Origin of the sequence: Collimonas sp. OK607, assembly GCF_900111995.1 — a bacterium.
Lineage (GTDB): Bacteria > Pseudomonadota > Gammaproteobacteria > Burkholderiales > Burkholderiaceae_D > Collimonas.
Map to the genome: position 1 here is coordinate 37865 of NZ_FOKF01000003.1, position 26210 is coordinate 64074.

A 26210-nucleotide genomic window follows, 5' to 3' on the forward strand; every position below is an offset into this window, starting at 1 on the left:
ATTAACGAAGCAAGCCATGCAAACCAATCTAGCCGATTTCATCAAGAATACACGCGCCGGCAAGGAGGCCGATGCGATTTTGCGCGCCTGCGTGCATTGCGGATTTTGCACGGCCACTTGCCCCACTTATCAATTGCTGGGCGACGAACTGGATGGTCCGCGCGGGCGCATCTATCTGATCAAGCAGGTACTGGAAGGCGCGCCGGCAACCGCCAAGACGCAGTCTCATCTGGATCGCTGCCTGACTTGCCGCAATTGTGAATCGACTTGTCCATCCGGTGTCGAATACGGCCGCCTGCTCGATATCGGGCGTAAGGTGGTGGAAGATCAGGTGCCGCGACCGGTCGCGCAGCAATTGACGCGCAAGCTGCTGAAAGAATTTTTGCCGCGCCCGTGGCTGTTCAAGCCGGCCATGGCGGCGGGACAATTACTGCGACCTTTGCTGCCGCGTAAATTGCAAAACAAGATTCCGGAAAAGCAGGAGGCGGGTGTGCTTCAAAAAAAACAAACCCTGCGTCAGCATGCTCGCAAGATGTTATTGCTGGATGGTTGCGTACAGCCTGCGATGTCGCCCAATATCAATAGCGCTGCCGCGCGCGTTTTCGATGCGCTCGAGGTGCAATTGCTGGTGGCGCCCAAGGCTGGTTGCTGCGGCGCGATTCGTTATCACCTTAACGATCAGGCTGGCGGCCTGGACGATATGCGGCGCAATATCGATGCATGGTGGCCGTACGTGATCGGCAGCAACGGAGAAGGCGTCGAAGCGATCGTCATGACCGCCTCCGGCTGCGGCGTGACCGTAAAAGAATACTGTCATTTGCTGGCTGCGGACCCGCTATATGCAGTAAAGGCAAAAGCCGTTTCAGCCTTGACCAAGGATTTGAGCGAAATCCTGCCAGAGTTTGAAATTGAACTACAGCAAAAACTGCGCGGAAAATTTCCTGAACGCGTGGTTTATCATCCACCCTGCACCTTGCAGCACGGCCAGCAAATCCGCGGCAAGGTGGAAGGCCTGCTGCGGGGCGTCGGCGTCGATGTGCAATTATGCGCCGACAGTCATTTGTGCTGTGGTTCGGCAGGTACTTATTCGGTATTGCAGCCGGAACTGTCTTATCGCTTGCGCGATAACAAGCTGGAAAAATTGCAGGCCAGCCATCCGGACATGATCGTCTCTGCCAATATCGGGTGCCTGACGCATTTGCAATCGGGTACGCAGACGCCGGTCAAACATTGGATAGAGTTGCTCGACCAGGCTTTGTCCTGAATAGTTTGTGCGACGTGATGGCGTAATGACGAAATGGGATGTCAGCCCAAAGATGATTCATAATAAAAGTCTTTTATAAAAATCGCACGGGACAGGGTTCATGCCAGAGATTTCAACGCTAAAGCTAAATGCACGTCAGCAGGAGTTGTTGAGTTATGTGCAACGTGACGGTTTCGTCACGGTAGAGCATCTGGCCACACGCTTCCAGATCACGCAGCAGACGATCCGGCGCGACATTAATTTTCTGGCGGAGATGAACCTGCTGCAGCGCTATCACGGCGGCGTCGGGCTGCCTTCCAGCGCCGAGAACATCGCCTACGGCGCGCGGCAGGGGTTGTATTCGGAAGAAAAGCGCCGCATCGCCGCCTTGGTGGTGGAACACATTCCAGACCAGGCGACGCTTTTCATCAACCTCGGCACCACCAATGAAGAGGTTGCCAAAGCCCTGAGCCGGCGCCGTAATCTGCGGATCATCACCAATAACCTGAACGTGGCTGCGATAATGAGCGGCTATCCGGGCTGCGAGGTGATCATCACCGGCGGCGTGGTCCGTGCCCGCGACCTGGGAATTACCGGCGAAGAAACCATCGATTTCATCCGCCGCTTCAAGGTCGATTTCGGCATCATCGGCATCTCCAGCATCGAAGCCGATGGCACCCTGCGCGATTTCGATTATCGCGAAGTGCGAGTTTCAGAAGCGATCATCGAGCATTCGCGCACGGTATTCCTGGTTGCCGATCATTCGAAATTCTGGCGGCCTGCGCTGGTGCGGCTTGGCGATATTTCGAAGGTCAATGCGCTGTTTACCGACCGGCCGGTGCCGGCAGAAATGGCCGGCATTTTCGAAGAAGCGAAAATCGATGTGTTTGTCGCGGAGAGCGGTGCAGCAGCTTAGCTCGTACGTAGTCCAACTGTAAGTACCCACCCGCAGCGCTATTCGTGCGCTGTACCGCACTATCTGACCCCACATCACGGCTACGGAGAGAGGCGATTCACTTATCGTCGGTTTGTTTCTTTTCGTTTTACTGCTTCTGCTCCGTGGTCCACTAAGCGGGGTCAGAGTGAAGTTTCGGCGGTAAGGCATACCGAAAGTTCACTCTGACCCCGCTTAGTTCCGGCTGCTCTTCGCATAGACCGTAAAAAAACTTTCAGAGAGCGACATTTCTATTTGCCGGAGCCGACATAGAAATTCCCTATAGGTAATTAAGCCCATTGCTATCGAAAAATTTCTTTTGATAAATATAAACGATTATCAATGTTCGAATTCGAACAATATACTTTCGAATATAAATATTCTATGATGTGCAGTGACATTGCAGGCATGCTACTTTGCCAATTGGCAACAATAGAATTTGTCCGATAAGCGTGTTACCGACACAAGGAGATAGCTGTGGCATCAAGTGAAATTGTTGATTTATTGGTGGTGGGCGGTGGCGTTAACGGCGCCGGGATTGCGCGCGACGCTGCAGGACGCGGCCTGAGCGTGTTGCTTTGCGAACAGGACGATCTGGCGTCGCATACCTCATCAGCCAGTACCAAATTGATCCACGGTGGCCTGCGCTATCTTGAACACTACGAATTCAGCCTGGTGCGCAAAGCATTGCAAGAGCGTGAGCGCTTACTTCGGCTGGCGCCGCATATCATTGCGCCGTTGCGTTTCGTGATGCCGCATGTATCGCACTTGCGGCCGGCCTGGATGATACGCGCCGGCATGTTCTTATACGATAACCTGGCCAAGCGCGAATTGCTGGCCGGCTCCCGCGTCATCGATTTCCGCAAGCATGTCGCTGGCACGCCGCTGAAAAAAACGTTGACTAAAGGTTTTGTCTATTCCGACGCAGCGGTCCAGGATGCGCGTCTGGTGGTTCTCAACGCGATGGATGCCAGGGAACGTGGCGCCACCATCCTGACTAAAACCCGCCTGATCGAAGCCAAACGCGGCAAGCAATACTGGGATGCCACCTTGCAGTCGACCTTGACTGGCGAGACCACGGAAATCAAGGCGCGCTGTGTCGTCAACGCTGCCGGGCCATGGGTCGCCAGCCTGCTGAGTGGCGCCTTGCATACTTCAGCGCAGCACCATATCCGTTTAGTCAAAGGCAGCCATATCGTCACCAGGCGCTTGTTCGATCACGATCACGCGTACATTTTCCAGAATCCCGATAAGCGCATCGTCTTTGCGATTCCTTACGAAACCGATTTCACCCTGATCGGCACCACCGATGTCGAGTACAGCGGCGATCCGGGCAAGGTTGCAATTTCGGATGAAGAGACTGCTTACCTGTGTGAATCGGTCAGCCGCTATTTCGAGACGGCGGTAACGCCATCGCAGGTGGTCTGGTCCTATGCCGGCGTACGGCCGTTGCTGGAAGAAGAAATCGCCAACCCGTCCGCAGTCACGCGCGACTATCGCCTGGAGTTGAAAGCAGAAGAAGGGCAGGCGCCTGTTCTGTCGGTATTCGGCGGAAAAATTACTACGTACCGGCGCCTGGCGGAAGAAGCCATGGAACATTTGCAACCGCTGTTCGGTTATATGAAAGAACACTGGACGGCCGACGAAGCGCTGCCCGGTGGCGATATCGCCAATGCCGATTTTGCAGAGTTCCGGCGTATTTTCCAGCAGCGCCACGCGTGGCTGCCGACCGCCCTGGCGGCGCGTTACGCGCGCACCTACGGCACCCGTGCCGCGCGCCTGCTGGCTGGCATTCACGACGTAGCGGGACTGGGTGAATTGTTCGGCGCGGATCTATACGAAGCGGAAGTGCGCTATCTGATGCAGAACGAATGGGCGCTGACTGCGGACGATATTCTGTGGCGGCGCTCCAAGCTGGGATTGCGGTTTGACGCAGCGGCTGTCGATCGTTTGAGCAACTGGCTGGAGCAGCAGAAAATGCCGGCACCGGCCGCCATGCTTGCCTGAAATTTTGCCGGATCGGACTTTAATACAGTTGTTCAGTAGCGAAGTTTTTGCATGTTGTATCGGAAGATAAAAAAGACGGGCCCGGAATTGTCTCCGGACCAAAGTCACCCCGGTCCGCGCAAGCGGATTCACCAACCTTGGAGTAGACAAGTTGAAAGACAAATATATTTTAGCCCTGGATCAAGGAACTACCAGCTCGCGCGCCATCCTGTTCGACCGTCAAGGCAATATCGTTTCTTCAGCACAGAAAGAATTCCGCCAGATCTATCCACAGCCGGGCTGGGTTGAACATGACCCGCAGGAAATCTGGTCGACCCAGGTCGGGGTTGCGGCCGAGGCCTCGACCAACATCGGTTTGAACGGCACGTCGATTGCCGCCATCGGCATTACCAACCAACGTGAAACTACCGTGGTCTGGGATCGTGAAACCGGCAAGGCTGTGTATAACGCCATCGTCTGGCAAGACCGTCGCACCGCCGCGTTTTGCGATCAGCTGAAAGCCGACGGCCTGGGAGAAACCATCCGCGCCAAGACCGGCTTGCTGGTCGATTCCTATTTTTCCGCTACCAAGATCCGCTGGATACTGAAGAACGTCGAAGGCGCGCAACAACTGGCCGATCAAGGGCGCCTGGCATTCGGCACCATCGATACCTGGCTGGTATGGAACATGACGCGCGGCAAATTGCATCTGACCGATGTATCGAACGCTTCACGCACCATGTTGTTCAATATCCACACCATGGAGTGGGATGACGAACTACTCGAGATCATGGGCGTACCGCGCAGCATGCTACCGGAAGTACGTTCCTCCAGTGAAGTCTACGGTCATACCGAAGTTTCCGGTTTCGGTTCTGAAATTCCTCTGGCCGGGATTGCGGGTGACCAGCAGGCAGCCTTGTTCGGCCAGATGTGCACCCAGCCCGGCATGGTCAAGAATACCTACGGCACCGGTTGCTTCATGGTGATGAATACCGGCACCAAGCCGATCATTTCTAAAAACAATCTGCTGACCACGGTTGCCTGGAAAATCGGCAACGAGGTTAACTACGCGCTGGAAGGCAGTATCTTCATCGGCGGCGCCGTGGTGCAATGGTTGCGCGATGGTCTCGGTATCATCAAGACTTCCACCGAAATCGAAGCCCTGGCGCGTAGCGTCAAGAGTAGCGATGGCGTGTACCTGGTGCCAGCCTTTGCCGGCCTCGGCGCACCGCACTGGAATCCGCATGCGCGCGGCACCATCTTTGGCATCACCCGCGGCACCACATCTGCGCACTACGCGCGGGCCGCGCTCGACAGCATCGCCTACCAGACCATGGATGTGCTGAAGGCGATGGAAGCCGATGCCGGCATCGTGATTCCGGAACTGCGGGTCGACGGTGGCGCTACTGCCAACAATCTGCTGATGCAATTCCAGTCCGACATCCTGGGCGTCGATGTGGTGCGGCCGAAAGTGACGGAAACCACTGCACTGGGCGCGGCCTATCTGGCTGGGCTGGCGGTCGGTTACTGGAGCAGCACGGACGACGTGCAAGGCCAGTGGCAGCTCGACCAGCGCTTCAAGCCGGCGCTGCCGGCGGCAGAAGTGCAGACCAGCATCAAAGGCTGGCAGCGGGCGATTGCAGCGGCAACGGTCTGGGCAGATTCCTGAACATCAGCCAGTAGCAGACACTGTTAGATAAAAAAACAGAATGGAGCGCAGATCAGAATCTGCGCCCCTCTCCCTTCCTATTTCCGAAAGAGTTTGTCATGACTCCCTTTTTAGCTGAATTCGTGGGCACCGCCCTGATTGTCTTGCTTGGCAACGGTGTGGTTGCCAACGTTCTCTTGAGTAAAACCCATGGCAACGGCAGCGGCCTGATTGTGATTACCGTCGGCTGGGCGATGGCGGTATTTGTCGGCGTTTTCGTTGCCGCCTCATCCAGCGGCGCGCATCTTAATCCGGCGGTAACACTGGCGCTGGCGGTGGCCGGTAAATTTGCCTGGGCCAGCGTGCCTGGCTACATCCTGTCGCAGATGTTGGGCGGGATGATGGGTGCTTTCCTGGTGTGGCTGGTGTATCGCAATCACTTCGCAGAGACATCGGACGGTAATCTCAAACTGGCCGCATTTTGCACAGCTCCGGCGATTCGCAATACCTTCGGCAATGTAGTTTCCGAAGTGGTCGGTACGTTCGTGCTGGTCTATTGCGTATTGAATATCGCATCGCCGACGATGGGACTGGGCGCATTGGATGCCTTGCCTGTCGCCTTGCTGGTGATGAGTATCGGCGTCTCTTTAGGCGGCACCACCGGCTATGCGATCAATCCGGCCCGCGACCTGGGGCCACGCTTGATGCATGCATTGCTGCCGATCCCGGGTAAACGCGATAGCGACTGGGGTTATGCATTGGTACCGGTGATAGGTTCTATAACCGGCGGCGTGTTGGCAGCGCTGGTGTATGGCCTGCAAATGGTGCACTGATAAGGTCTTCGATGCCGCCGGCCGGCGGCATCGATATGTTTACTTCGCCAGCAATTTCTCAATATCCGCAACCAGGCCTTCCGGCTTGGTCTGTGGCGCAAAGCGGTCGACCACGGCACCGTCCTTACCCACCAGGAATTTGGTGAAATTCCATTTGATGCCTTCGCTGCCAAGCAAGCCCGGCGCTGCGTTTTTCAGGTATTGGTAAAGCGGTGCTGCGCGATCGCCGTTGACGTCGATCTTCTCGAACAAGGGAAAAGTGACGCCGTAGTTTTTCTCGCAGAAAGCGCCGATTTCGTCAGCGGTTCCCGGTTCCTGGGCGCCGAACTGATTGCACGGAAAGCCCAGCACTTCGAAACCCTGGTCATGGTACTTCTGGTAAATCTCTTCCAGTCCCTTGTACTGCGGTGTGAAACCGCAATTGCTGGCAGTGTTGACGATTAGTAACACCTTGCCGCGGAAGGCTGCCAGTGAGCTGGGCGCACCGTCTAGTTGATTGACGGTGAAATCATAAATGCTGGTGTCGGTACTCATACAATCCCCAGATGTTCAGTGCCGGCAGCCAGGTCGCGGTCTTTCGAGTCCTTGCTGCGCAGCTTGATGGAAAGTCGCAAATCGTTAACCGAATCGGCGTTACGCAGGGCGTCTTCGTAACTGATTTTATCCTCTTCATACAAATCGAACAGCGCCTGGTCGAAAGTCTGCATGCCGAGCTCGCGCGACTTCTTCATGATTTCCTTGATTTCATGGACATCGCCCTTGAAAATCAGGTCGGAAATCAAGGGTGAGTTCAACAGGATTTCCACTGCGACACAGCGTCCCTTGACGGTTTTCAGCGGGATCAGCCGTTGCGAGATGATGCCCTTCAGATTCAGCGACAGATCCATCAGCAATTGCGGCCGGCGTTCTTCCGGGAAGAAGTTGATGATGCGGTCCAGCGCCTGGTTGGCGCTGTTGGCATGCAGCGTGGCCAGGCACAGGTGACCGGTTTCGGCAAAGGCGATCGCGTAATCCATGGTTTCACGATCGCGGATTTCGCCGATCAGGATTACGTCGGGCGCCTGGCGCAGGGTGTTTTTCAACGCCACGCCCCAGCTATCTGTATCGACCCCGACTTCACGCTGGGTGACGATGCAATTCTTGTGCGGGTGGATGTATTCGACCGGATCTTCGATGGTGATGATATGGCCGTAGCTGTTTTCATTACGATAGCCGACCATCGCCGCCAGCGTGGTCGATTTACCGGAACCGGTAGCGCCGACCATGATCACCAGGCCGCGTTTGGTCATGGCGATTTCTTTTAACGTAGGCGGCAAGCCAAGCTCTTCGAATTTCGGAATATCGGTGGTGATGGTCCGCAATACCATGCCGACCCGGCCTTGCTGGATAAAGGCCGAAGCGCGGAACCGCCCCAGTCCGGCCGGGCTGATGGCGAAATTGCATTCCTTGGTTTCTTCGAAATCGGCCGCCTGCTTATCGCTCATGATGGCGCGCGCCAGTTCCAGCGTATGGATGGATGTCAACGCCTGGTTCGACACCGGCGTGATTTTGCCGTCGATCTTGAAGGCGGGCGGGAAGTCTGCAGTAATGAACAAATCGGAGCCACGCTTGCTGACCATCAGGCGCAGCAAGTCGTGCATGAATTTGGTCGCTTGATCTCTTTCCATGATTCTTATCCTAATGTATTTGCAGATTAAGCTTAGCTTGAGGTGTCACTTAGCCTGGGAAATTATCCGGTGTTTTCGCCGCGGCACGTGCGCTAGCCAGCGAGATCACGTTGCGCTTGACCAGTTCGGTCAGGTTGCTGTCGAGGGTTTGCATGCCCATGTTACTGCCGGTCTGGATCGCCGAATACATCTGCGCAATCTTGCTTTCGCGGATCAGGTTGCGGATCGCCGGTGTGCCCAGCATGATTTCATGGGCGGCTACGCGGCCGGAGCCGTCCTTGGTCTTGAGCAGGCTTTGGGAGATCACCGCTTGCAGCGATTCCGACAACATGGCGCGCACCATTTCTTTTTCTTCGCCCGGGAACACGTCGACGATACGGTCGATGGTTTTGGCGGCGGAAGAGGTGTGCAGCGTGCCGAACACCAAGTGACCGGTTTCGGCCGCTGTCAGCGCCAGCCGGATGGTCTCCAGATCGCGTAATTCGCCGACCAGGATGACGTCCGGGTCTTCCCGCAACGCCGAGCGCAGTGCATTACTGAACGAATGGGTGTGCGGTCCGACTTCGCGCTGGTTGATCAGGCACTTGTTCGGTTGATGGACGAATTCGATAGGGTCTTCGATGGTCAGGATATGCGCGTACTCATTTTCATTGACGTGATTGACCATAGCCGCCAGCGTGGTCGACTTGCCGGAACCGGTCGGGCCGGTGACCAGCACCAGGCCGCGTGGCTTCAGCGCCAACTCGGCAAAAATACGCGGCGCGTTGAGTTGTTCCAGTGTCAGGACTGTCGATGGAATGGTCCGCAACACGGCGGCAGCGCCGCGATCCTGGTTGAAGGCATTCACGCGGAAACGTGCCAGGCCGGGGATTTCAAATGAAAAATCGCATTCCAGATGTTCTTCGTATGCCTTGCGCTGGCCATCGTTCATGATGTCATAGATCATGGAATGCACATCTTTGTGCTCCAGCGGCGGCAAGTTGATACGGCGCACATCGCCATGAACCCGGATCATCGGCGGCAAGCCTGCGGATAGATGCAAATCGGATGCCTTATTCTTCACCGAAAAAGCCAGAAGTTCGGAAATGTCCATTTATAATCCCTGTGCTGTATTTTGTTTGTTGAAAAGCATTTTTTCTGCCCGGGCACCGCTTGTCAGACCGCCTGGCCATGTAAGTAGGTAGTTCTTTACGGCAATTTTCAAACTCTCCGATTATGTCCTTAATGTCCCACAAGTTGCAAGCCGTCCATAGCAGTATTCAGGCTGCGGCTGCCGCGGTGTCGCGCCAGCCTGACAGTGTCGCGTTGCTGGCGGTGTCCAAAACCTTCGGCGCCGAGATGGTGCTGGAAGCGATTACCGCCGGCCAGCGCGCTTTCGGTGAAAACTACCTGCAGGAGGCGCTGGCGAAAATGGCGGCGGTCGACCTGGCGCTCAAATCCGGACCGGATGCCGGCGCTGATGTCTTGCTGGAATGGCATTTTATCGGGCCGATTCAAAGCAACAAGACGCGCGCCATCGCCGAGCATTTCGACTGGGTGCATACGGTCGACCGCGAAAAAATCGCCCAACGCCTGTCGCAGCAACGGCCGCCACACCTGGCGCCGTTGAATATCTGCCTGCAGGTGAATATCAGCGGCGAGGCTAGCAAGAGCGGCATGGCGCCGTCGGAAGTGCTGGACGTGGCTCGAGCTGTTGTGGGATTGCCCGGGCTGGCGTTACGCGGCTTGATGGCGATACCGGAGCCAACCGACGATCAACAGAAACAACATGCGGCATTTCGCCAGACCAGGGAATTGCTGACGCAGCTGCAACAGGAATTAGCGGCACCGCAACTGGATACCTTGTCGATGGGAATGTCGGCAGACATGGCGGTGGCGATTGAAGAAGGCGCTACTATCGTGCGCGTGGGCAGCGCAATTTTTGGGCAACGTGAACGGAACAAGGAATCATGAACAGTAAACTAAAAATCAGTTTCATCGGCGGCGGCAATATGGCGGCGGCCCTGATCGGCGGGCTGGCCGGCAAGGTTACGGAGGGCGCCAACATCCATGTGATCGATTTGAATCCGGCAGCCTTGCAGAATCTGGAGCAACGTTTTTGCGTCAGCACGGCAACCGAAATCGACGCGGCGGTAAGCAACAGCCAGGTGATCGTGCTGGCAGTCAAGCCTCAGCAAATGAAAGAGATGGTAGCCAAATTGCGGCCGCACGTTACGACGCAGCTGGTGTTGTCGATTGCGGCCGGGATTCGCGCCGTCGATCTGGCGCGCTGGCTGGGCGGCCACGATGCCATCGTACGCTGCATGCCGAATACGCCGGCGCTGATCGGTCAGGGAATTACCGGGATGGTCGCTACTGCCGGCGTATCGGAAGAGCAACGCGAAACCGCCGATCTTATCTTGCGCGCGGTGGGCAGCACGGTGTGGCTGGATGACGAGGCGAAGATTGATGCGGTAACCGCGGTATCCGGCAGCGGCCCGGCGTATGTATTTTATTTTATCGAAGCGATGCAGCAGGCGGCCCAGGAACTGGGTTTGACTGCGCAACAGGGTATCGAACTGGCCAAGGCCACCTTCGTCGGCGCCGCGCAGCTTGCGGCGCAATCGTCAGAGCCGGTAGCCTTGTTGCGTGAACGCGTTACTTCCAAGGGCGGCACCACTTATGCCGCGTTGACCAGTATGGAGACTGCTGACGTAAAAGGGGCAATCATCACCGCCATCAAGGCAGCGGCAGCGCGTGGACAGGAATTGGGCGACGAGTTCGGCCGCGACTGACACGGCTGGGTGCAAAAAAACAGCGGCAATCGCATCGCGACTGCCGCTGTTTTTTTGCCGCTGACAAGCCGGATGACGACTCGCGTCAGACTTTCAGATTTTATTTGCTACGGCCAATCACCAGGCCAGCCAGCAAACCGATGGCGGCTGCCACGCTGACGGCTTTCCACGGATTGTCGCCGACATATTCATCGGTCACATGCGCCGCGTGTTTAGTGTGCGCCACGGCTTTTTTTGTGGCTTTCGGCAGCTCTGTTTTAGCAGTTTCCAGTGCCGCTTTCAATTTTTCACGCGCCGAATTATATTTTTTTTCAGCATGATCGTGGGTATCGTCGAGCAGGGTTTCTGCTTCCTTGATCACGGATTTGAGTTCGCCTGCCAGGTTGTCGCGCATCTCTTTTACGTTGTCGTTGGTAGTAGCCATGTTTGCCTCTTCAATGTGGATTGCGGGGGAAAGATGTTGCCTAATATACCATCATAAGTTGCGCATCATAAGTTGCGTCTTATTGTTATGCGGTTATCTTAATGCGTAGTCCAGAGCAATCCCGCCAAATACCGCCGCCCCCAGCCAGTTATTGTGGCGAAAGGCGGCAAAGCAGCCGGCGCGCTCGCGCGTGCGGATCAAACGGTAGTGATAAACGGCGCAACCGGCCGCCAGCAGCATGCCGGCGCTAAACCAGCCGCGTAAGCCGAATTGCCAGCCTACAGCAAATACTAATCCCAAACTGAACGCATAACAAAGCATGATTGCCAGCACATCGTAACGGCCGAAGGTAATCGCGGAAGTCCGGATGCCGATCTTGAGGTCGTCGTCGCGGTCGACCATGGCGTATTCGGTGTCGTAGGCGACGGCCCAGAATACGTTGGCGAGCAATAGCAGCCAGGCGGCCGCTGGCACCGTTCCTTGTATGGCGGCGAATCCCATTGGTATGCCGAAGCCGAAGGCGATGCCGAGATAGGCCTGCGGAATGGCGAAGAAACGCTTGAAGTAGGGGTAGCTGCCGGCCACGATTACCGCGATCACGGACAATTCTTTGGTCAGCGTATTCAGCGGCAGGATCAGCAACAGCGACAGCAGCGTCAGCACCACGGCAACCATTACCGCTTCCCAGGCAGCGATTTTACCGCTGGTTAAAGGACGGTCGGCGGTACGCTTGACGTGTTTGTCAAAATCCCTGTCGGCGAAATCGTTGATTGCGCATCCGGCTGAGCGCATCAAAGCCGTGCCAAGGCAGAAAATCACGACCAGGGTCCAGGCCGGTTTGCCATCGGCGGCCAGCCACAAGGCGGCCAGGGTCGGCCAAAGCAGTAGCAGGATGCCGACCGGTTTGTTGGCGCGGATCAGCAGGAAATAGAGTTTGAGACGATTCATTGCAATTTGTGCGATTGGCGTTGCCGTCAGGCGGCAGCGGGTAAGAGATGAGCGGGAAAAGTCACAGGATCGGACACGGGATTGAAGAATGCCTTGGGCGGCAACGTTGTTCCACCCAAGGTATCAGATGCTTACTTCTTATTTGATCAACCCTCGACAGCAAGTGCGTCATGCAGCAAGGTCACGCCTTTCAGGCCGCAATCCAGCACTGCCTTTTGCACCGCTTCGATGGCGGCATGGCGGGTGAAGCTTTTGCGCCACACAATCACCACCCGGCGCGATGGCCCCGGCGCGGTAAACGGTACGTAGCGCAGCATGCCGTCCTTGGCGCCGATATCGGGTACCGAAGCTTGCGGCAGCACCGTAATGCCGATGCCGGAAGCCACCATGTGGCGGATGGTTTCCAGCGATGAACCTTCGAAGGTGCGGGCGATGCCATCGCCGGCAGTCGAAAAGCGCGACATTTCAGGACACACTTCCAGCACCTGGTCGCGGAAACAATGGCCATTGCCGAGCAATAGCATGGTTTCCGATTTGAGATCCTGAGCGCTGATGCTGGCGCGGTCGGCCCAGGCATGATGCTTGGGTAACGCTACCACAAACGGTTCGTCGTACAGCGGTTGCACCATGAGGCCATGTTCGGGAAACGGCAGGGCGATGATGGCGGCATCCAGCTCACCTTGGCGCAGCAGCTCCAGCAGGCGCACGGTGAAATTTTCCTGCAGTACAAGCGGCATCTGCGGTACTTGCTCGATCATGGTTTTCACCAGCGGCGGCAGCAGGTAGGGGCCGACGGTATAGATGATACCCAGCCGCAGAGGGCCGGCCAGGGGATCTTTGTTCTGGTTGGCGATTTCGCGGATGGTGGCGGTTTGCTCCAGCACCCGTTCGGCCTGCGCCACAATCTGCGAACCCAGTGGCGTCACTGAAATTTCCGTGCCGCCCCGTTCGAAAATCACGACACCCAGTTCGTCTTCCAGTTTCTTGATCGCTACTGAGAGAGTGGGTTGCGCCACGAAACATGCTTCTGCAGCATGGCCAAAATGCTTGACGCGGGCAACCGCGACGATATATTTGAGTTCGGTCAGTGTCATGTTGTTATCTTCGCATATTTTTTCGTAGGGTGGGCAGCTCTGCCCACGCGTGAACTCCGATTCACCTACAACGTCGATTCCGGTAAAGCGTGGGGAAAACACCTTGCCCATCCTGCCGTGTCCCTTAAACCTTCAAAAAATCTTCCCGCCCGCCCAGCCAGCGCGCCAGATGGGCGCTGACGGTGGCCTGGTTGGCGGCTGTCGGATCTTGCAGCAGCGTCTGCGCCAGATCGCGGGCACGATCAACCAGCCACTGGTCGGTGGTCAGGTCGGCGAAGCGCAACATGGCCTGGCCAGACTGGCGCGCTCCCAGGAATTCACCGGGGCCGCGGATTTCCAGGTCGCGCCGGGCTATTTCAAAGCCATCCGTGGTCTCGCGCATGGTCATCAGGCGCTGCTTGGCGATATGACCGAGGGGGCTTTGGTATAACAGCAAGCATACGCTCGCTGCAGAACCGCGTCCAACTCGCCCGCGTAGCTGATGCAGCTGCGATAATCCGAAGCGTTCCGCATGCTCGATCACCATCAGCGAAGCGTTAGGGACATCGACTCCGACTTCAATCACGGTGGTGGCCACCAGCACGTGGCAGGCGCCGGCGCTGAAGGCGTCCATCACTTCCTGTTTCTCGGCTTGCTTGAGGCGGCCGTGGACCAGGCCGATCCGCAAGTCGGGCAGGGCTTCCACCAGCATCGCATAGGTCTCGGTCGCGGTTTGCAATTGCAAGGCTTCCGATTCTTCGATTAGCGGACAGACCCAGTAAGCTTGCCTGCCGTCCTGCACCGCCGCATGCACCCGTTCGATCACTTCGTCGCGCCGCATCTGGTCGACTGCCCGGGTGACGATCGGGGTGCGGCCAGGCGGCAGTTCGTCGATCACCGAGATTTCCAGGTCGGCGTAATACGTCATCGCCAAGGTCCGCGGGATAGGCGTAGCGCTCATCATCAATTGATGCGGCACGACTGGTGGTGCGACCGCGGCCGCGCTTTTTTCAGCGGCGTCACCGCCGCCATTCTCGGAAGTGGTTTTATTACGCAGGGCCAGCCGCTGGCCAACGCCAAAACGATGCTGTTCGTCGACGATCACCAGGCCAAGCTTGGCAAATTGCACGCTGTCCTGGATCAAGGCATGGGTGCCGATCACCAGCTGTGCTTCGCCCGATTCGATCATGGCTAGCGACGCCAGCTTTTCTTTCTTTTTCAGGCTGCCGGTGAGCCAGGCCACGCGCACGCCAAGCGGCTCCATCCAGGCCGCAATCTTGCGGAAATGCTGGTCTGCCAGGATTTCGGTCGGGGCCATCAATACGGCTTGATAACCGCTGTCGATGGCTTGCGCAGCTGCCAGCGCGGCAACCACGGTTTTACCGCTGCCGACATCGCCTTGCAGCAGGCGCTGCATGGGAAATGAAGCACACAGGTCGACACTGATTTCGGCCACTACCCGTTGTTGCGCTTTGGTCAGGCTGAACGGTAGCGTGGCTAGAAATGCGGCAGACAATTGCCCTACGACCGGCAGCGCGCGGGCATTCTTGGCGCGGCGTGCAACCTGGGCCCGTTTCAACGATAGCTGCTGAGCCAGCAACTCGTCGAATTTCATGCGTACCCAGGCCGGATGGGAACGATCTTCCAGTGCATGCTCGTCGACTTCCGGCGGCGGATTGTGCAGCAGGCGCACCGCCGTTTCGAAAGGCATCAATTGCTGCGCCGCCAGTTGTGCCGGCGACAAGGTGTCGCGCCATTCGATGTGTTGCATGGCATCGGCGATGGCTTTGCGCAGGAAAACCTGCGACAAACCTTCACCGGCAGGGTAGACCGGGGTCAGGACGTCCGGCAGCGGAGCACCTTCCAGCACCACTTTATAATTGGGATGGACCACCTCGGCGCCGAAAAAGCCGTGACGGATTTCGCCGCGTGCGCGGACTCGGGTGCCGACCGCCAGCTGCTTGGTCTGGCTGCCGTAAAAATTCAGGAAACGCATCACTAGCTGGCCGCTGTCGTCGGCAATGGTGACGATCAGCTGTCGCCGCGGCCGGTATTGGATATTGCAGGCGGTGACGACGCCTTCAACTTGCGCTACGCTAGTACCCATCATGCCGGCTTGCCGGATGGCGATAACCTCGGTTTCGTCCTCATAGCGCAGCGGCAGGTGCAAAACCAGGTCCATGTCCGAGCGCAGCCCCAGCTTTTCCAGCTTGCTGGCACGCGTATTGGCAACCGGTGCAGAAGGGGCGGGTGTGGCAGGTTTTCGCTTCGGAGCGGGCATATCGGACTGTTATTGGGTGGCAGGGAGCTACAGGGCGTAAAATAGCGGGTTTGCTTATGCAAAGGTAGCAAACCAGGCATCAGGTTGCTGCATCCCTGTCCAGGGTGGATTTCAACGTTTGCCATTGTAAAGCCTATAGCCGTATTGGCAACCGGGTGTGAGCCGCCCCGACTGTTATTTCATTATTTATCCGAACATGCATTCTCTTTCCGATTACGATTTCGACCTGCCGCCAGAACTGATCGCGCAAACGCCGCTATCCGAGCGCAGCGCCTCGCGCCTGCTGCATATAGACGGCGAACAATTCATTGACCGTCAGTTTGCCGACATCGTCGGTCTCCTGAATCCCGGCGATCTGCTGGTATTTAACGATACCCGGGTGCTCAAGGCGCGCTTCTTCGGCGTCAAGGAAACCGGCGGCAAGGTTGAAGTACTGGTCGAACGCGTAATCGATAACCGTACCGTGCATGCCCAGGTGCGTGCCTCGAAATCGCCGCCGGCCGGCACCAGGATTTGCCTGGCCGAGGCGTTTGATGTGGTGGTGGGCGAGCGCGTCGGTGAATTTTATACGCTGCAGTTCCCGGCCGATGTGTTCGAACTGATCGAGGCCCACGGCCGCTTGCCCCTGCCGCCGTATATCGAGCATGACGCCGATGCCTTCGACGAAACCCGTTATCAAACGGTCTATGCAAAGCATGCCGGCGCCGTGGCTGCGCCCACTGCCGGCCTGCATTTCGACCAGGCTTTGCTGGAACGCCTGCAACAAAAGGGTATCGGGTTTGCTTATGTCACGCTGCATGTAGGCGCCGGCACGTTCCAGCCGGTGCGTAGCGAGAACCTGGCAGAACACAAGATGCATAGCGAGTGGTATACGATCACTGACGCCACGGTTGATGCCGTGCGGGCGACCAAGGCTGCCGGCGGCAAAGTGGTAGCGGTAGGTACTACCAGCTTGCGCGCGCTGGAGTCGGCCTCGCAATCCGGCGTTTTGCAGGCCGGAAGCGCGGATACCGCATTGTTCATTACGCCGGGCTATACCTTTAAGACGGTTGACCGCCTGATCACCAATTTCCATTTGCCGAAATCGACCTTGCTGATGCTGGTATCCGCCTTTGCCGGTTACGACTGTATCCGCTCCGCCTACGCCCATGCCATCGCGCAGCGCTATCGCTTCTTCAGTTACGGCGACGCGATGCTGCTTACTAATAACGTTTGATCCTGATTATTGAAGATTGCTACTACCCATGCTTGAATTCACGCTGCTAAAAACCGAAGGAAAGGCCCGTCGCGGCCGTCTCAAACTCAACCACGGCGTTGTTGAAACGCCGATTTTCATGCCGGTCGGCACTTATGGCTCGGTGAAGGCGATGTCGCCGCTGGAACTGGTTGAGATCGAGGCACAGATCATTCTCGGCAATACTTTCCATCTATGGCTACGGCCGGGCAATGACGTCATCGAAAAATTCGGCGGCCTGCACAAGTTCATGGGTTGGGATAAACCGATCCTGACCGATTCCGGCGGTTTCCAGGTGTTTTCACTGGGCGCCATGCGCAAGATTACCGAAGAGGGCGTCAAGTTCTCATCGCCGATTAACGGCGACAAACTGTTCCTCTCGCCTGAAGTGTCGATGCAGATCCAGAAGATCTTGAATTCCGACATCGTGATGCAGTTCGATGAATGCACGCCGTATGAAATCGAGGGCAGGCCGGCCACCAGCGACGAGGCGGCGCAATCGATGCGGATGTCGCTGCGCTGGGCCAAGCGCTCCAAGAACGAGTTCGACCAGCTGGAAAATCCGAATGCGCTGTTTGGCATCGTCCAGGGCGGCATGTACGAGCATTTGCGCGATGAGTCGCTGGCCGGCTTGCAGGACGTCGGTTTCAACGGCATTGCCATAGGCGGCCTGTCGGTGGGTGAGCCGAAAGAAGAAATGATGCGCGTGCTGGCGCATATCGGACCGCAACTGCCGGCCGATAAGCCGCACTATCTGATGGGTGTCGGCACACCGGAGGATCTGGTGGCCGGGGTTGAGAACGGCGTTGACATGTTCGACTGCGTGATGCCTACCCGCAACGCGCGCAACGGCTGGTTGTTTACCCGCTTCGGTGATCTGAAGATCAAGAATGCGCGTTACAAGGAAGATGAAAAGCCGCTGGACGAGACTTGTGGCTGCTATGCCTGCCGCAATTTCTCACGCGCTTACTTGCATCATTTGCATCGCACCGGTGAAATCCTTGGCGCGCGGTTGAATACGATTCACAATCTTCACTATTACCTGGATTTGATGAAAAATATCAGGAATGCCCTGGATGTCGGCCAATTCAGTGTGTTTGTGAAGCAATTTCATGTGGACCGGGCGCGCGGCGTATAAGGCTGCCAGTGCAGGTTACCAGTAAGTTGTTGGTAAAGCATCTTAAAAATATGTATTTTTGCAACTATTTTTAGGTAAAACGGTCTATGACAGCTGGTTCCAGCTGCCTCGGTACATGTTGCCGTGGCGGGCTGAGCTGATTTTTCCCGGCAATAAATGGCAACGGGCGACACACAGGCGGTTGTATGCCGCTACCCAATGCTAGAATGCTGGGCTATTTTCAAACTACTACTTGGAGCAACTCGTGTTCATTATTTCCAATGCATATGCGCAAGCTGCACCTGCAGCCACCGCTGCCACCGGCCCGCTGGGCCTGAGCGGCAACCTGACCAGCTTCTTGCCGATCATCCTGATGTTCGTAGTGCTGTATTTCTTGATGATTCGCCCGCAAATGAAGCGTCAGAAAGAGCAAAAAGCCATGATGGAAGCACTCGGCAAGGGCGATGAAGTCGTCACCGCCGGCGGCATGCTGGGCAAGATCACCAAAGTTGCCGACGGCTACATCACCCTGGAAATCGCCAGCGGTACTGAAGTCGTGGTGCAAAAGGGTTCGGTCACCACTTTGCTGCCAAAGGGCACAATCAAGACGGCACTGTAAAATTTGCCCTGATTGATGGAATGAGAGCATCCGGATGGGTGCTCTCGTTACTTGTCAGGTATGTTGTCAAATACAGAAAAGAGCCCCGCAGCGAAATCCGCTCAGGGCATCGGCAGCCTCACACACAAGCAAGAGACTCATCTGATATTGAGACTCGCACAGAACGCTGAATCACTATGAATCGCTATCCTCTCTGGAAATATATTCTGATCGTCATCGCGCTGCTGTTTGGCGTGCTGTACACCATACCGAATCTCTTTGGCGAATCGCCTGCGGTACAGGTGAGCAGCGGCAAATCGACCTTGAAGGTCGACAGCTCGCTGGCTGACCAGGTTTCGCAGGTGCTGCAACAAGGTAACCTGGTGACGGACAGCGTCACTTTTGAGACCGCCGGCGCCCAAGGCACGGTGCGCGCCCGTTTCCACGATACCGATACTCAGTTCAAGGCCAAGGCTTTGCTGGAACAAAAGCTGAATACCGACCCGACCGATCCAGTCTACGTGGTCGCCTTCAACCTGGTGCCGAATACGCCGCATTGGTTGCAAGCCATCCACGCGTTCCCGATGTATCTGGGACTCGATTTGCGCGGCGGCGTGCACTTCCTGATGCAGGTCGATACCAAGGCGGTCATCAACAAACGCTTGCAAGGTTTGCAATCCAGCGCCCGCAGCGAACTGCGCGACAAGGATATTCGCTACAGCGGCATCAACCGCAATGGCGACTCCATCGAAATCAGTTTCCGCGACCAGGATACGCTGGAAAAGGCGCGCAAAATATTGGCGCCGCAACTGTCTGAGATGCTGATCCAGGTGGCGCCGGCGGTTGCCGGTTCCGACCCGATGCTGACGGCATCGCTGAAGCCGGAAGCGCTCAAGCAGATCGTCGATAACGGCGTTACCCAAAACATCACGACCTTGTCGAAACGGGTTAATGAACTGGGCGTGAGCGAGCCGATCATCCAGCGCCAGGGTGCTGACCGCATCGTGGTGCAAATGCCAGGTGTGCAAGACGTTTCGCGCGCCAAGGACATCATCGGCCGTACCGCCACGCTGGAAGTGCGCATGGTGGATGAGTCGGTGACCCGCGGCACGGAAGCTACCGCCGCCATACCTTTCGGTTCCGAACTGTTCAAGGTCGGCAAGAATGCGCCGGTAGTGCTGTACAAGGATCCGGTGTTGACCGGCGACTATATCTCCAGCGCCGCCGTCAGCTTCGACCAGAACCAGCAACCTGCCGTCAGTATCGACCTTAATGGCGACGGCGGCCGCAAGATGCGCGACGCTACACGCGGCAAGGTTGGCAAGGCGATGGCGATCGTGCTGTTTGAAAAAGGCAAGGGCGAAGTCCTGACCGTGGCGACGATTCAAAGCGAGTTGGGTTCGCGCTTCCAGATCACCGGCATGGGTTCGCCGGAAGCTGCAGCCGACCTGGCGTTGTTGTTGCGCGCCGGCTCGCTGGCAGCACCGATGACGATCATCGAAGAACGTACCATCGGCCCGCAACTGGGCGCCGAGAATATCAAGAAAGGTTTTGACTCGACCATGTACGGTTTCGCCGTCATCGCCGTGTTCATGATCATTTACTACATGCTGTTCGGCCTGTTCAGCGTACTGGCTCTGTCGGTCAACCTGTTGTTGCTGATCGCGGTGCTGTCGACTTTGCAGGCAACACTGACCTTACCGGGTATCGCCGCGATTGCGCTGACCCTCGGTATTGCGATCGACGCCAACGTGCTGGTGAATGAACGTATCCGCGAAGAACTGCGTAACGGTAATTCGCCGCAGGCAGCGATTTCGATCGGTTTCGACCGCGCCTGGGCCACCATTCTCGACTCGAACGTGACGACATTGATTGCCGGTCTGGCGTTGTTGATTTTCGGTTCCGGTGCGATTCGCGGTTTTGCAGTGGTGCATTGCCTCGGTATCCTGACTTCGATTTTCTCGGCAGTCTTCGTTTCGCGTGGTTTCGCCAATCTTTGGTACGGCCGCAAGAAGAAACTGACGAGCTTGTCGATTGGCCAGATCTGGAAACCGAACGCTTGAGTTGCAACCAAGCTGCAAGCGGATATTGAATAACGTTGTGGCCGCATTGGCATCCAGGGATGCGCGGCCACACAGGTAAGAACCAGTGGTGTGAACCAAAAGGAATGTGATGGAACTTTTCCGTATCAAAAAAGATATTCCGTTCATGCGCCATGCATTGATATTCAATGCAATCTCGGCGCTGACGTTTGTATTCGCCGTCTTCTTCCTGTTCTCGAAAGGCCTGCATCTGTCGATCGAGTTTACCGGCGGTACGGTAATCGAAGTCGCCTACAGCAAGCCGGCCAATATCGAGGGCATCCGCAAGACGGTTGAGGGCATTGGTTATACCGATAACCAGGTCACCAATTTCGGCACCGCGCAAGATGTGATGATTCGCCTGCCAGCAAAAAAGGGTGAAAATTCCAATGAGCAAAGCGCTACCGTACTGAAAGCCTTGCAGCAACAGGATCCTGATGTCCAGTTGAAACGCACCGAGTTCGTCGGACCGCAAGTGGGTGACGAACTGGCGCATGACGGCTTGATGGCGTTGCTGTTCGTGGTGATCGGCATCATGATTTACCTGGCCATTCGCTTCGAATGGAAGTACGCGGTAGCCGCGATTATCGCCAACTTGCATGACGTGGTGATCATTCTCGGCTTCTTCGCATTCTTCCAATGGGAATTCTCACTGACGGTGTTGGCGGCGATCCTGGCGGTATTGGGTTATTCGGTGAATGAATCGGTGGTGGTGTTCGACCGGGTGCGTGAAACTTTCCGCGATCGCCGCTTCGGCAAACTGGCGGTGTCGGATGTCATGAACCATGCGATCACCAGTACGATCTCCCGTACCATCATCACCCACGGCAGTACTGAAATCATGGTGTTGTCGATGTTTGTGTTCGGCGGCCCTGCATTGCATTACTTCGCACTGGCGCTGACTATCGGTATTCTGTTCGGTATCTACTCTTCGGTGTTCGTGGCGGCGGCTGTGGCAATGTGGCTGGGTGTCAAGCGTGAAGACATGATCAAGCCGATCAAGGAAAAAGACGAGACTGACGGCGCTGTAGTGTAAGGCCTTGCAGTTATAAAAAAAACCAGCCTTTTGGCTGGTTTTTTTTGGTCTGACGGGATGAGCGTCGCTTGCTGAGTTTTAGATTTTCTTCGCCAGCATTGCCGCATGTCCGATGTAGTTGGACGGCGTCATGGCCAGCAGATGGTCTTTGGCTTCCTGCGGGATTTCCAGCTTGAGGATGAACTCGCGCAGTGCATCTTTGGAGATGCCTTTGCCACGTGTCAGTTCTTTCAACTGCTCGTACGGATTCTCAATGCCGTAGCGGCGCATCACGGTTTGCACCGGCTCGGCCAGCACTTCCCAGGTTGCGTCCAGATCTTCCGCCAGGCGGCCCGGATTGACTTCCAGTTTGTTCAAGCCGCGCAGGCAGCTATCGTAAGCCAGGATTGCGTAACCGAGGCCGACGCCGATGTTGCGCAGCACGGTGGAGTCGGTCAGGTCACGCTGCCAGCGCGACAGCGGCAGCTTTTCCGACATGTGCTTGAGCACGGCGTTGGCCATGCCCAGGTTGCCTTCGGAGTTCTCGAAATCGATCGGATTGACCTTGTGCGGCATGGTCGACGAACCGATTTCACCGGCCTTGGTGCGCTGCTTGAAAAAGCCGAGCGAGATGTAGCCCCAGATATCGCGATTCAAGTCGAGCAGGATGGTGTTGGTACGGCTGATTGCATCGAACAATTCCGCCATGTAGTCATGCGGTTCGATCTGGATGGTATAGGGATTGAACACCAGGCCCAGGCGCTGCTCGATCACGTTCTTCGAGAAATTTTCCCAGTCGAAGTCAGGGTAGGCCGACAGGTGGGCATTGTAGTTGCCGACCGCGCCGTTCATCTTGCCCAGGACTTCCACCGCGGCGATGCGTTTCACCGCGCGTTGCAGGCGTGCCACGACGTTGGCCATTTCCTTGCCGAGCGTAGTCGGGCTGGCTGGCTGGCCGTGGGTGCGCGACATCATCGGCAAATCGGCATTGGTGTGCGCCAGTTCGGTCAGCTTGGCGATCACTTGCTGCAAGGCTGGCAGCAGCACGGTATCGCGCGCGGCTTTCAGCATCATGCCGTGCGAGGTGTTGTTGATGTCTTCCGAGGTGCAGGCGAAGTGGATGAATTCAGATGCTGCGACCAGTTCCGGTACGTCCTTGACTTGTTCCTTGAGCCAGTACTCGACCGCTTTGACATCGTGGTTGGTGACCGCTTCGATGGCCTTGATGCGTTCTGCATCAGCTTCTGTGAAATCGCTTGCCAGTTTGTCTAGCAGCGCACTGGCGCTGGCGGAGAACGGTTTTATCTCGGCAAAGCCGGCACTCGACAGCGCTTGCAGCCAGGCGATTTCAACCTTGACCCGGTGGTGCATGAAACCGGCCTCGGACAGGATCGGGCGCAGCTTATCGGTTTTGGCGGCGTAGCGGCCATCCAGCGGGGACAGGGCGGAAAGCGTGGTAAGAGACATGATAATGATGACTATAGAGGTGAGTGAAGATAGGGCTGGCGCGCCAGTTGTTTCTATTTTGCAACTGCGCAACATCGCTGCAGGTGCGCAAGAAAATCAATCTGAGATTTTAGCAACAACGTCTGGCAACAACGCAAGGCAAAACGAGCTAAATCGAATTTTACCATTGGCACCGTGGTAAATATGTCGCTTTACACGCGGGCAGGGTCGGTGATGAACAAAGTGGCAGGAGGCGAATGCTATAATCAGCCAACATTTTTTACAGTAAGTGACATATGAAGCTGATCGGTTCCCTGGGTAGTCCTTTTGTTCGCAAAGTGCGTGTTGTCATGGCGGAAAAGAAGCTTGATTACGACTTTGTGCTGGACGACGTCTGGTCTGCAGACACCAAGATCCAGGCTTCCAATCCATTGGGCAAGGTCCCTTGCCTGGTAATGGAAGATGGCGGCGCCATGTTCGATTCGCACGTGATCGTCGAATATCTTGACACCTTGACACCGGTTGGCAAATTAATTCCGATCAACAGTCGTGAGCGTTCCGAAGTGAAATGCTGGGAAGCGCTGGCCGATGGCGTGCTGGATGCCGGCGTATTGATTCGCCTGGAAAACAACCTGCGCCCTGAAGAGCTGCGCAGCCAGGCATGGATCGATCGTCAACAACGCAAGATCGACGCCGGCCTGAAAGCGATGGCGGCGGGCCTGGCGGAAAAACCATTCTGCTCCGGCACCCATTATTCGCTGGCCGATGTTGCGGTAGGTTGCGCACTGGGCTGGCTCAGCTTCCGTTTTCCAGAGATTACCTGGCGCGAAGATTATCCGACGCTGACCAAGCTGTTTGAGAAATTGTCTGAGCGTCAGTCGTTCAAGGATACCGTTCCTCAATAAGTTGTACCTTGCAAATTAGCCCGTGCATTAAAATCATCAACCATGACAACGCAGAATTCTCATTCCACATGCCAGCCTGCCCATAGCGGTGCAGTGGCATTGTGCCGCGTAGTCAAAGCAAAAAAACAGCAGCTCATCTGACCGGAGCTCGCTGTTCCGTCAGATGGGCGACGGAACAGCAGGCTCTCGGATAAATCTCTCCCTCCCGCACGCAAACTCCTTCGCACTTCTGAACGGACCCACGACGGTCAACTCAGTTAATTTTTTTCAGGAGTGTTGTAATGTCAATTTTTACTGGTATCTGGGTAGCGCTGGTCACCCCTTTTTCCGATGGCCAGGTCGACCATCCGGCTTTGCGCAAGCTGGTGCGTCACTATGCCGAAGCTGGTGTGAGTGGATTGGTGGCGCTCGGCACCACCGGCGAAGCCGCCGCGCTGGATCAGCTTGAGCAACAGGCGGTGGTGTACACCGTATTGGATGCTGCGGCCGGCTTGCCGGTTATTGTCGGTTTGGGCGACAATCATAGTGGACAGTTGCACCAAAACCTGCGGCAGTTTAGCGAGCGGGATATCGCCGGCTTTTTGATTCCCGCACCTTATTATGTACGGCCGTCACAGCAAGGCATTATCGATCACTTCACTCGCCTGGCCGACGCCAGTCCGGTGCCGCTGGTGTTGTATGACATTCCCTATCGCACTGGCGTGCAGATCGAACTGCAGACTCTGTTGACACTCGCCGCGCATCCGCAGATACAGGCGGTCAAAGATTGCAGCGGATCGATAGCCACCACCCAGGCACTGATCGCGGACGGCCGCCTGCAAGTGCTGGCGGGAGAAGACATCAACATCTTCAACAGCCTGTGCATGGGCGGCAGCGGCGCCATTTCGGCATCGGTGAATGTGTGCCCGCAACGTTTCGTAGCGCTGTATCGTGCGGTTGTCGAGCAGCGTTTGCACGACGCCCGCGCCATTTTCCATGAACTGGCGCCGCTGATCCGGCTGATGTTTGCCGAGCCAAGTCCGGGGCCGGTGAAGGCATTGCTGGCGCAGCAGGGTTGGATCTGCGACGAACTGCGCGCGCCGATGACGGCAGCTAGCCCGCCGTTACAAGCGCAGCTACGGCAGTTGCATCTGGCTCAGAGCGAAGTCTGCTGATTGGCAGCCTGGCTAATTTTTTTCGGCGCAAAGAAAGTCGACGGCGACTGGCCGAAGGTTTTCCGGAACATGGCGGAAAAGGCCGACTGGCTGGCGTAGCCTAGTTCGGCCGCCACCAGCGACAACGGCATGCCGCGCGCGATCATCGGCGCCGCATGCGCCAGCCTGATCTGTTGCCGCCATTGACCGAAGGTCATGCCCAGGTCGCGTTCGAACAGGCGCGCCAGGGTTCTCTCAGAAGCACCGACCTGCTCTGACCAGTCAGCCAGCGTCTTGCTTGAATCGGGCGTTTCCATCAGCGCCTGGCAGATCGCCTGCAGACGTTTTTCGGTCGGCAGGGCGACGCGTATGCCGGGCGTCCTTGCCTCGGCCAGTTCGTCCAGTATCAATTGACTGAGTAGCGACTCGCGCAGGCTGTCGTCGTCGGCTTGCGATAGCGCGACAATCAGTTCACGCAACAAGCTCGACACTTCCAGCACGATGCATTCCTGGCCGCGGAACGGCGCCGCATCGGGATGGACGTACAAGGCGCGCAATTGCGATTTTTCGATGGTCGCCATTTCATGCTCCACGTACGGTGGGATCCAGATGGCCCGCAGTGGCGGCACGATCCAGGTGCTGTTGCCCACGCTCACCCGCAATACGCCTTCCGGCGCATAGGTGACCTGGCCCCAGGGATGAGAGTGGGCGCTCAGCAATTCGGCGGCGGCAAGGTTACGGGCGCGCAGACGCACCGGGTGTTGTGCATCCGGGACGACATCCACCAAGCCTATCTTGGTATGGGTAAGTATTTTTACGGGCATGGTTGCAGAATGGCAGAAACACGACAAATTATGTCTTTCTATCTTA

The 26210-nt window shown here is 56.7% G+C and carries 24 protein-coding genes; 15 read left to right on the top strand and 9 right to left on the bottom strand.

Annotated elements, in window-relative coordinates:
• The first annotated feature begins 16 nt into the window (after positions 1-16).
• The 5 genes from glcF to BM029_RS03465 all read left to right on the top strand — a co-directional run bounded on the left by glcF (position 17) and on the right by BM029_RS03465 (position 6644).
• Entirely contained in the window at positions 17-1264 is a 1248-nt protein-coding gene (glcF, locus tag BM029_RS03445) for a glycolate oxidase subunit GlcF (RefSeq protein ID WP_092432665.1), read from the top strand.
• A gap of 100 nt (positions 1265-1364) precedes the next feature.
• Positions 1365-2159, top strand: a complete 795-nt coding sequence (locus tag BM029_RS03450; RefSeq protein ID WP_092432667.1) for a DeoR/GlpR family DNA-binding transcription regulator — start codon at positions 1365-1367, stop codon at positions 2157-2159.
• Between the two features lie 495 nt (positions 2160-2654).
• Positions 2655-4184, top strand: coding sequence for a glycerol-3-phosphate dehydrogenase (gene glpD, locus BM029_RS03455; protein WP_244544884.1), 1530 nt, complete (start codon positions 2655-2657; stop codon positions 4182-4184).
• A 151-nt stretch (positions 4185-4335) separates the two neighbouring features.
• On the top strand, positions 4336-5832 hold the full coding sequence (gene glpK, locus BM029_RS03460) for a glycerol kinase GlpK (RefSeq protein WP_092432671.1): 1497 nt from the start codon (positions 4336-4338) through the stop codon (positions 5830-5832).
• Positions 5833-5930: 98 nt separating this feature from the next.
• Positions 5931-6644: an MIP/aquaporin family protein gene (locus BM029_RS03465; protein WP_092432673.1), complete on the top strand. Its 714-nt coding sequence runs from the start codon at positions 5931-5933 to the stop codon at positions 6642-6644.
• A 39-nt stretch (positions 6645-6683) separates the two neighbouring features.
• Here BM029_RS03465 and BM029_RS03470 read toward each other — a convergent pair whose 3' ends face one another.
• Genes BM029_RS03470 through BM029_RS03480 form a run of 3 tightly spaced genes read right to left on the bottom strand, consistent with a single transcriptional unit; the run spans position 6684 to position 9404 of the window.
• Positions 6684-7178 carry a glutathione peroxidase gene (locus BM029_RS03470; protein WP_092432675.1) on the bottom strand — a complete coding sequence of 165 codons (495 nt, stop codon included), beginning with the start codon at positions 7176-7178 and terminating at the stop codon, positions 6684-6686.
• Complete coding sequence (locus BM029_RS03475; protein WP_092432677.1) at positions 7175-8311, bottom strand: PilT/PilU family type 4a pilus ATPase; 1137 nt, start codon at positions 8309-8311, stop codon at positions 7175-7177. Before BM029_RS03475 ends, BM029_RS03470 begins: the two co-directional genes overlap by 4 nt.
• Positions 8312-8360: 49 nt before the next feature.
• Positions 8361-9404, bottom strand: coding sequence for a type IV pilus twitching motility protein PilT (locus BM029_RS03480; protein WP_092432679.1), 1044 nt, complete (start codon positions 9402-9404; stop codon positions 8361-8363).
• Positions 9405-9526: 122 nt separating this feature from the next.
• On the opposite strand from BM029_RS03480, the gene BM029_RS03485 reads away from it, so the two are divergent.
• Both BM029_RS03485 and proC read left to right on the top strand, forming a co-directional pair.
• A complete protein-coding gene (locus BM029_RS03485; RefSeq protein ID WP_092432681.1) occupies positions 9527-10264 on the top strand; it encodes a YggS family pyridoxal phosphate-dependent enzyme in 738 nt (245 codons plus the stop codon).
• Positions 10261-11085: a pyrroline-5-carboxylate reductase gene (gene proC, locus BM029_RS03490; RefSeq protein WP_092432683.1), complete on the top strand. Its 825-nt coding sequence runs from the start codon at positions 10261-10263 to the stop codon at positions 11083-11085. The genes BM029_RS03485 and proC overlap by 4 nt, the downstream gene beginning before the upstream one ends.
• Positions 11086-11185: 100 nt before the next feature.
• Here proC and BM029_RS03495 read toward each other — a convergent pair whose 3' ends face one another.
• The 4 genes from BM029_RS03495 to recG all read right to left on the bottom strand — a co-directional run bounded on the left by BM029_RS03495 (position 11186) and on the right by recG (position 15811).
• Positions 11186-11509, bottom strand: a complete 324-nt coding sequence (locus BM029_RS03495; RefSeq protein WP_092414549.1) for an ElaB/YgaM/YqjD family protein — start codon at positions 11507-11509, stop codon at positions 11186-11188.
• A gap of 93 nt (positions 11510-11602) precedes the next feature.
• Positions 11603-12457, bottom strand: coding sequence for a 4-hydroxybenzoate octaprenyltransferase (gene ubiA, locus BM029_RS03500; RefSeq protein WP_092432685.1), 855 nt, complete (start codon positions 12455-12457; stop codon positions 11603-11605).
• A gap of 146 nt (positions 12458-12603) precedes the next feature.
• Positions 12604-13551, bottom strand: a complete 948-nt coding sequence (locus tag BM029_RS03505; protein ID WP_092414551.1) for a LysR substrate-binding domain-containing protein — start codon at positions 13549-13551, stop codon at positions 12604-12606.
• A gap of 124 nt (positions 13552-13675) precedes the next feature.
• The gene (gene recG / locus BM029_RS03510; RefSeq protein WP_092432687.1) at positions 13676-15811 is read right to left on the bottom strand and encodes an ATP-dependent DNA helicase RecG; all 2136 of its coding nucleotides are present in this window, start codon (positions 15809-15811) and stop codon (positions 13676-13678) included.
• A gap of 196 nt (positions 15812-16007) precedes the next feature.
• Here recG and queA point away from each other — a divergent pair, with 196 nt between their 5' ends.
• The 5 genes from queA to secF all read left to right on the top strand — a co-directional run bounded on the left by queA (position 16008) and on the right by secF (position 21877).
• Positions 16008-17027 carry a tRNA preQ1(34) S-adenosylmethionine ribosyltransferase-isomerase QueA gene (gene queA / locus BM029_RS03515; protein ID WP_092432941.1) on the top strand — a complete coding sequence of 340 codons (1020 nt, stop codon included), beginning with the start codon at positions 16008-16010 and terminating at the stop codon, positions 17025-17027.
• Between the two features lie 28 nt (positions 17028-17055).
• A complete protein-coding gene (gene tgt, locus BM029_RS03520) occupies positions 17056-18183 on the top strand; it encodes a tRNA guanosine(34) transglycosylase Tgt (RefSeq protein ID WP_092432688.1) in 1128 nt (375 codons plus the stop codon).
• 244 nt (positions 18184-18427) lie between these two features.
• Positions 18428-18781: a preprotein translocase subunit YajC gene (gene yajC, locus BM029_RS03525; RefSeq protein WP_092414554.1), complete on the top strand. Its 354-nt coding sequence runs from the start codon at positions 18428-18430 to the stop codon at positions 18779-18781.
• A 176-nt stretch (positions 18782-18957) separates the two neighbouring features.
• Positions 18958-20823: a protein translocase subunit SecD gene (gene secD, locus BM029_RS03530; RefSeq protein ID WP_092432690.1), complete on the top strand. Its 1866-nt coding sequence runs from the start codon at positions 18958-18960 to the stop codon at positions 20821-20823.
• Between the two features lie 109 nt (positions 20824-20932).
• Positions 20933-21877 carry a protein translocase subunit SecF gene (secF, locus tag BM029_RS03535; RefSeq protein WP_092432693.1) on the top strand — a complete coding sequence of 315 codons (945 nt, stop codon included), beginning with the start codon at positions 20933-20935 and terminating at the stop codon, positions 21875-21877.
• A gap of 78 nt (positions 21878-21955) precedes the next feature.
• Here the strand turns inward: secF and purB are convergent, their stop codons facing one another.
• A complete protein-coding gene (purB, locus tag BM029_RS03540; RefSeq protein WP_092432695.1) occupies positions 21956-23323 on the bottom strand; it encodes an adenylosuccinate lyase in 1368 nt (455 codons plus the stop codon).
• Positions 23324-23327: 4 nt separating this feature from the next.
• Here purB and BM029_RS25835 point away from each other — a divergent pair, with 4 nt between their 5' ends.
• From BM029_RS25835 to dapA, 3 genes are all read left to right on the top strand, one after another.
• Entirely contained in the window at positions 23328-23504 is a 177-nt protein-coding gene (locus BM029_RS25835) for a hypothetical protein (protein WP_170850969.1), read from the top strand.
• A 94-nt stretch (positions 23505-23598) separates the two neighbouring features.
• Entirely contained in the window at positions 23599-24207 is a 609-nt protein-coding gene (locus BM029_RS03550; RefSeq protein ID WP_092432699.1) for a glutathione S-transferase C-terminal domain-containing protein, read from the top strand.
• 281 nt (positions 24208-24488) lie between these two features.
• Positions 24489-25361: a 4-hydroxy-tetrahydrodipicolinate synthase gene (gene dapA / locus BM029_RS03555; RefSeq protein WP_092432700.1), complete on the top strand. Its 873-nt coding sequence runs from the start codon at positions 24489-24491 to the stop codon at positions 25359-25361.
• Here the strand turns inward: dapA and BM029_RS03560 are convergent.
• Positions 25343-26164 (bottom strand): AraC family transcriptional regulator, encoded by an 822-nt coding sequence (locus BM029_RS03560; protein WP_092432702.1) that lies wholly within the window; start codon positions 26162-26164, stop codon positions 25343-25345. The two genes, dapA and BM029_RS03560, sit on opposite strands and share 19 nt — an antisense overlap.
• Between the last annotated feature and the right edge of the window lie 46 nt (positions 26165-26210).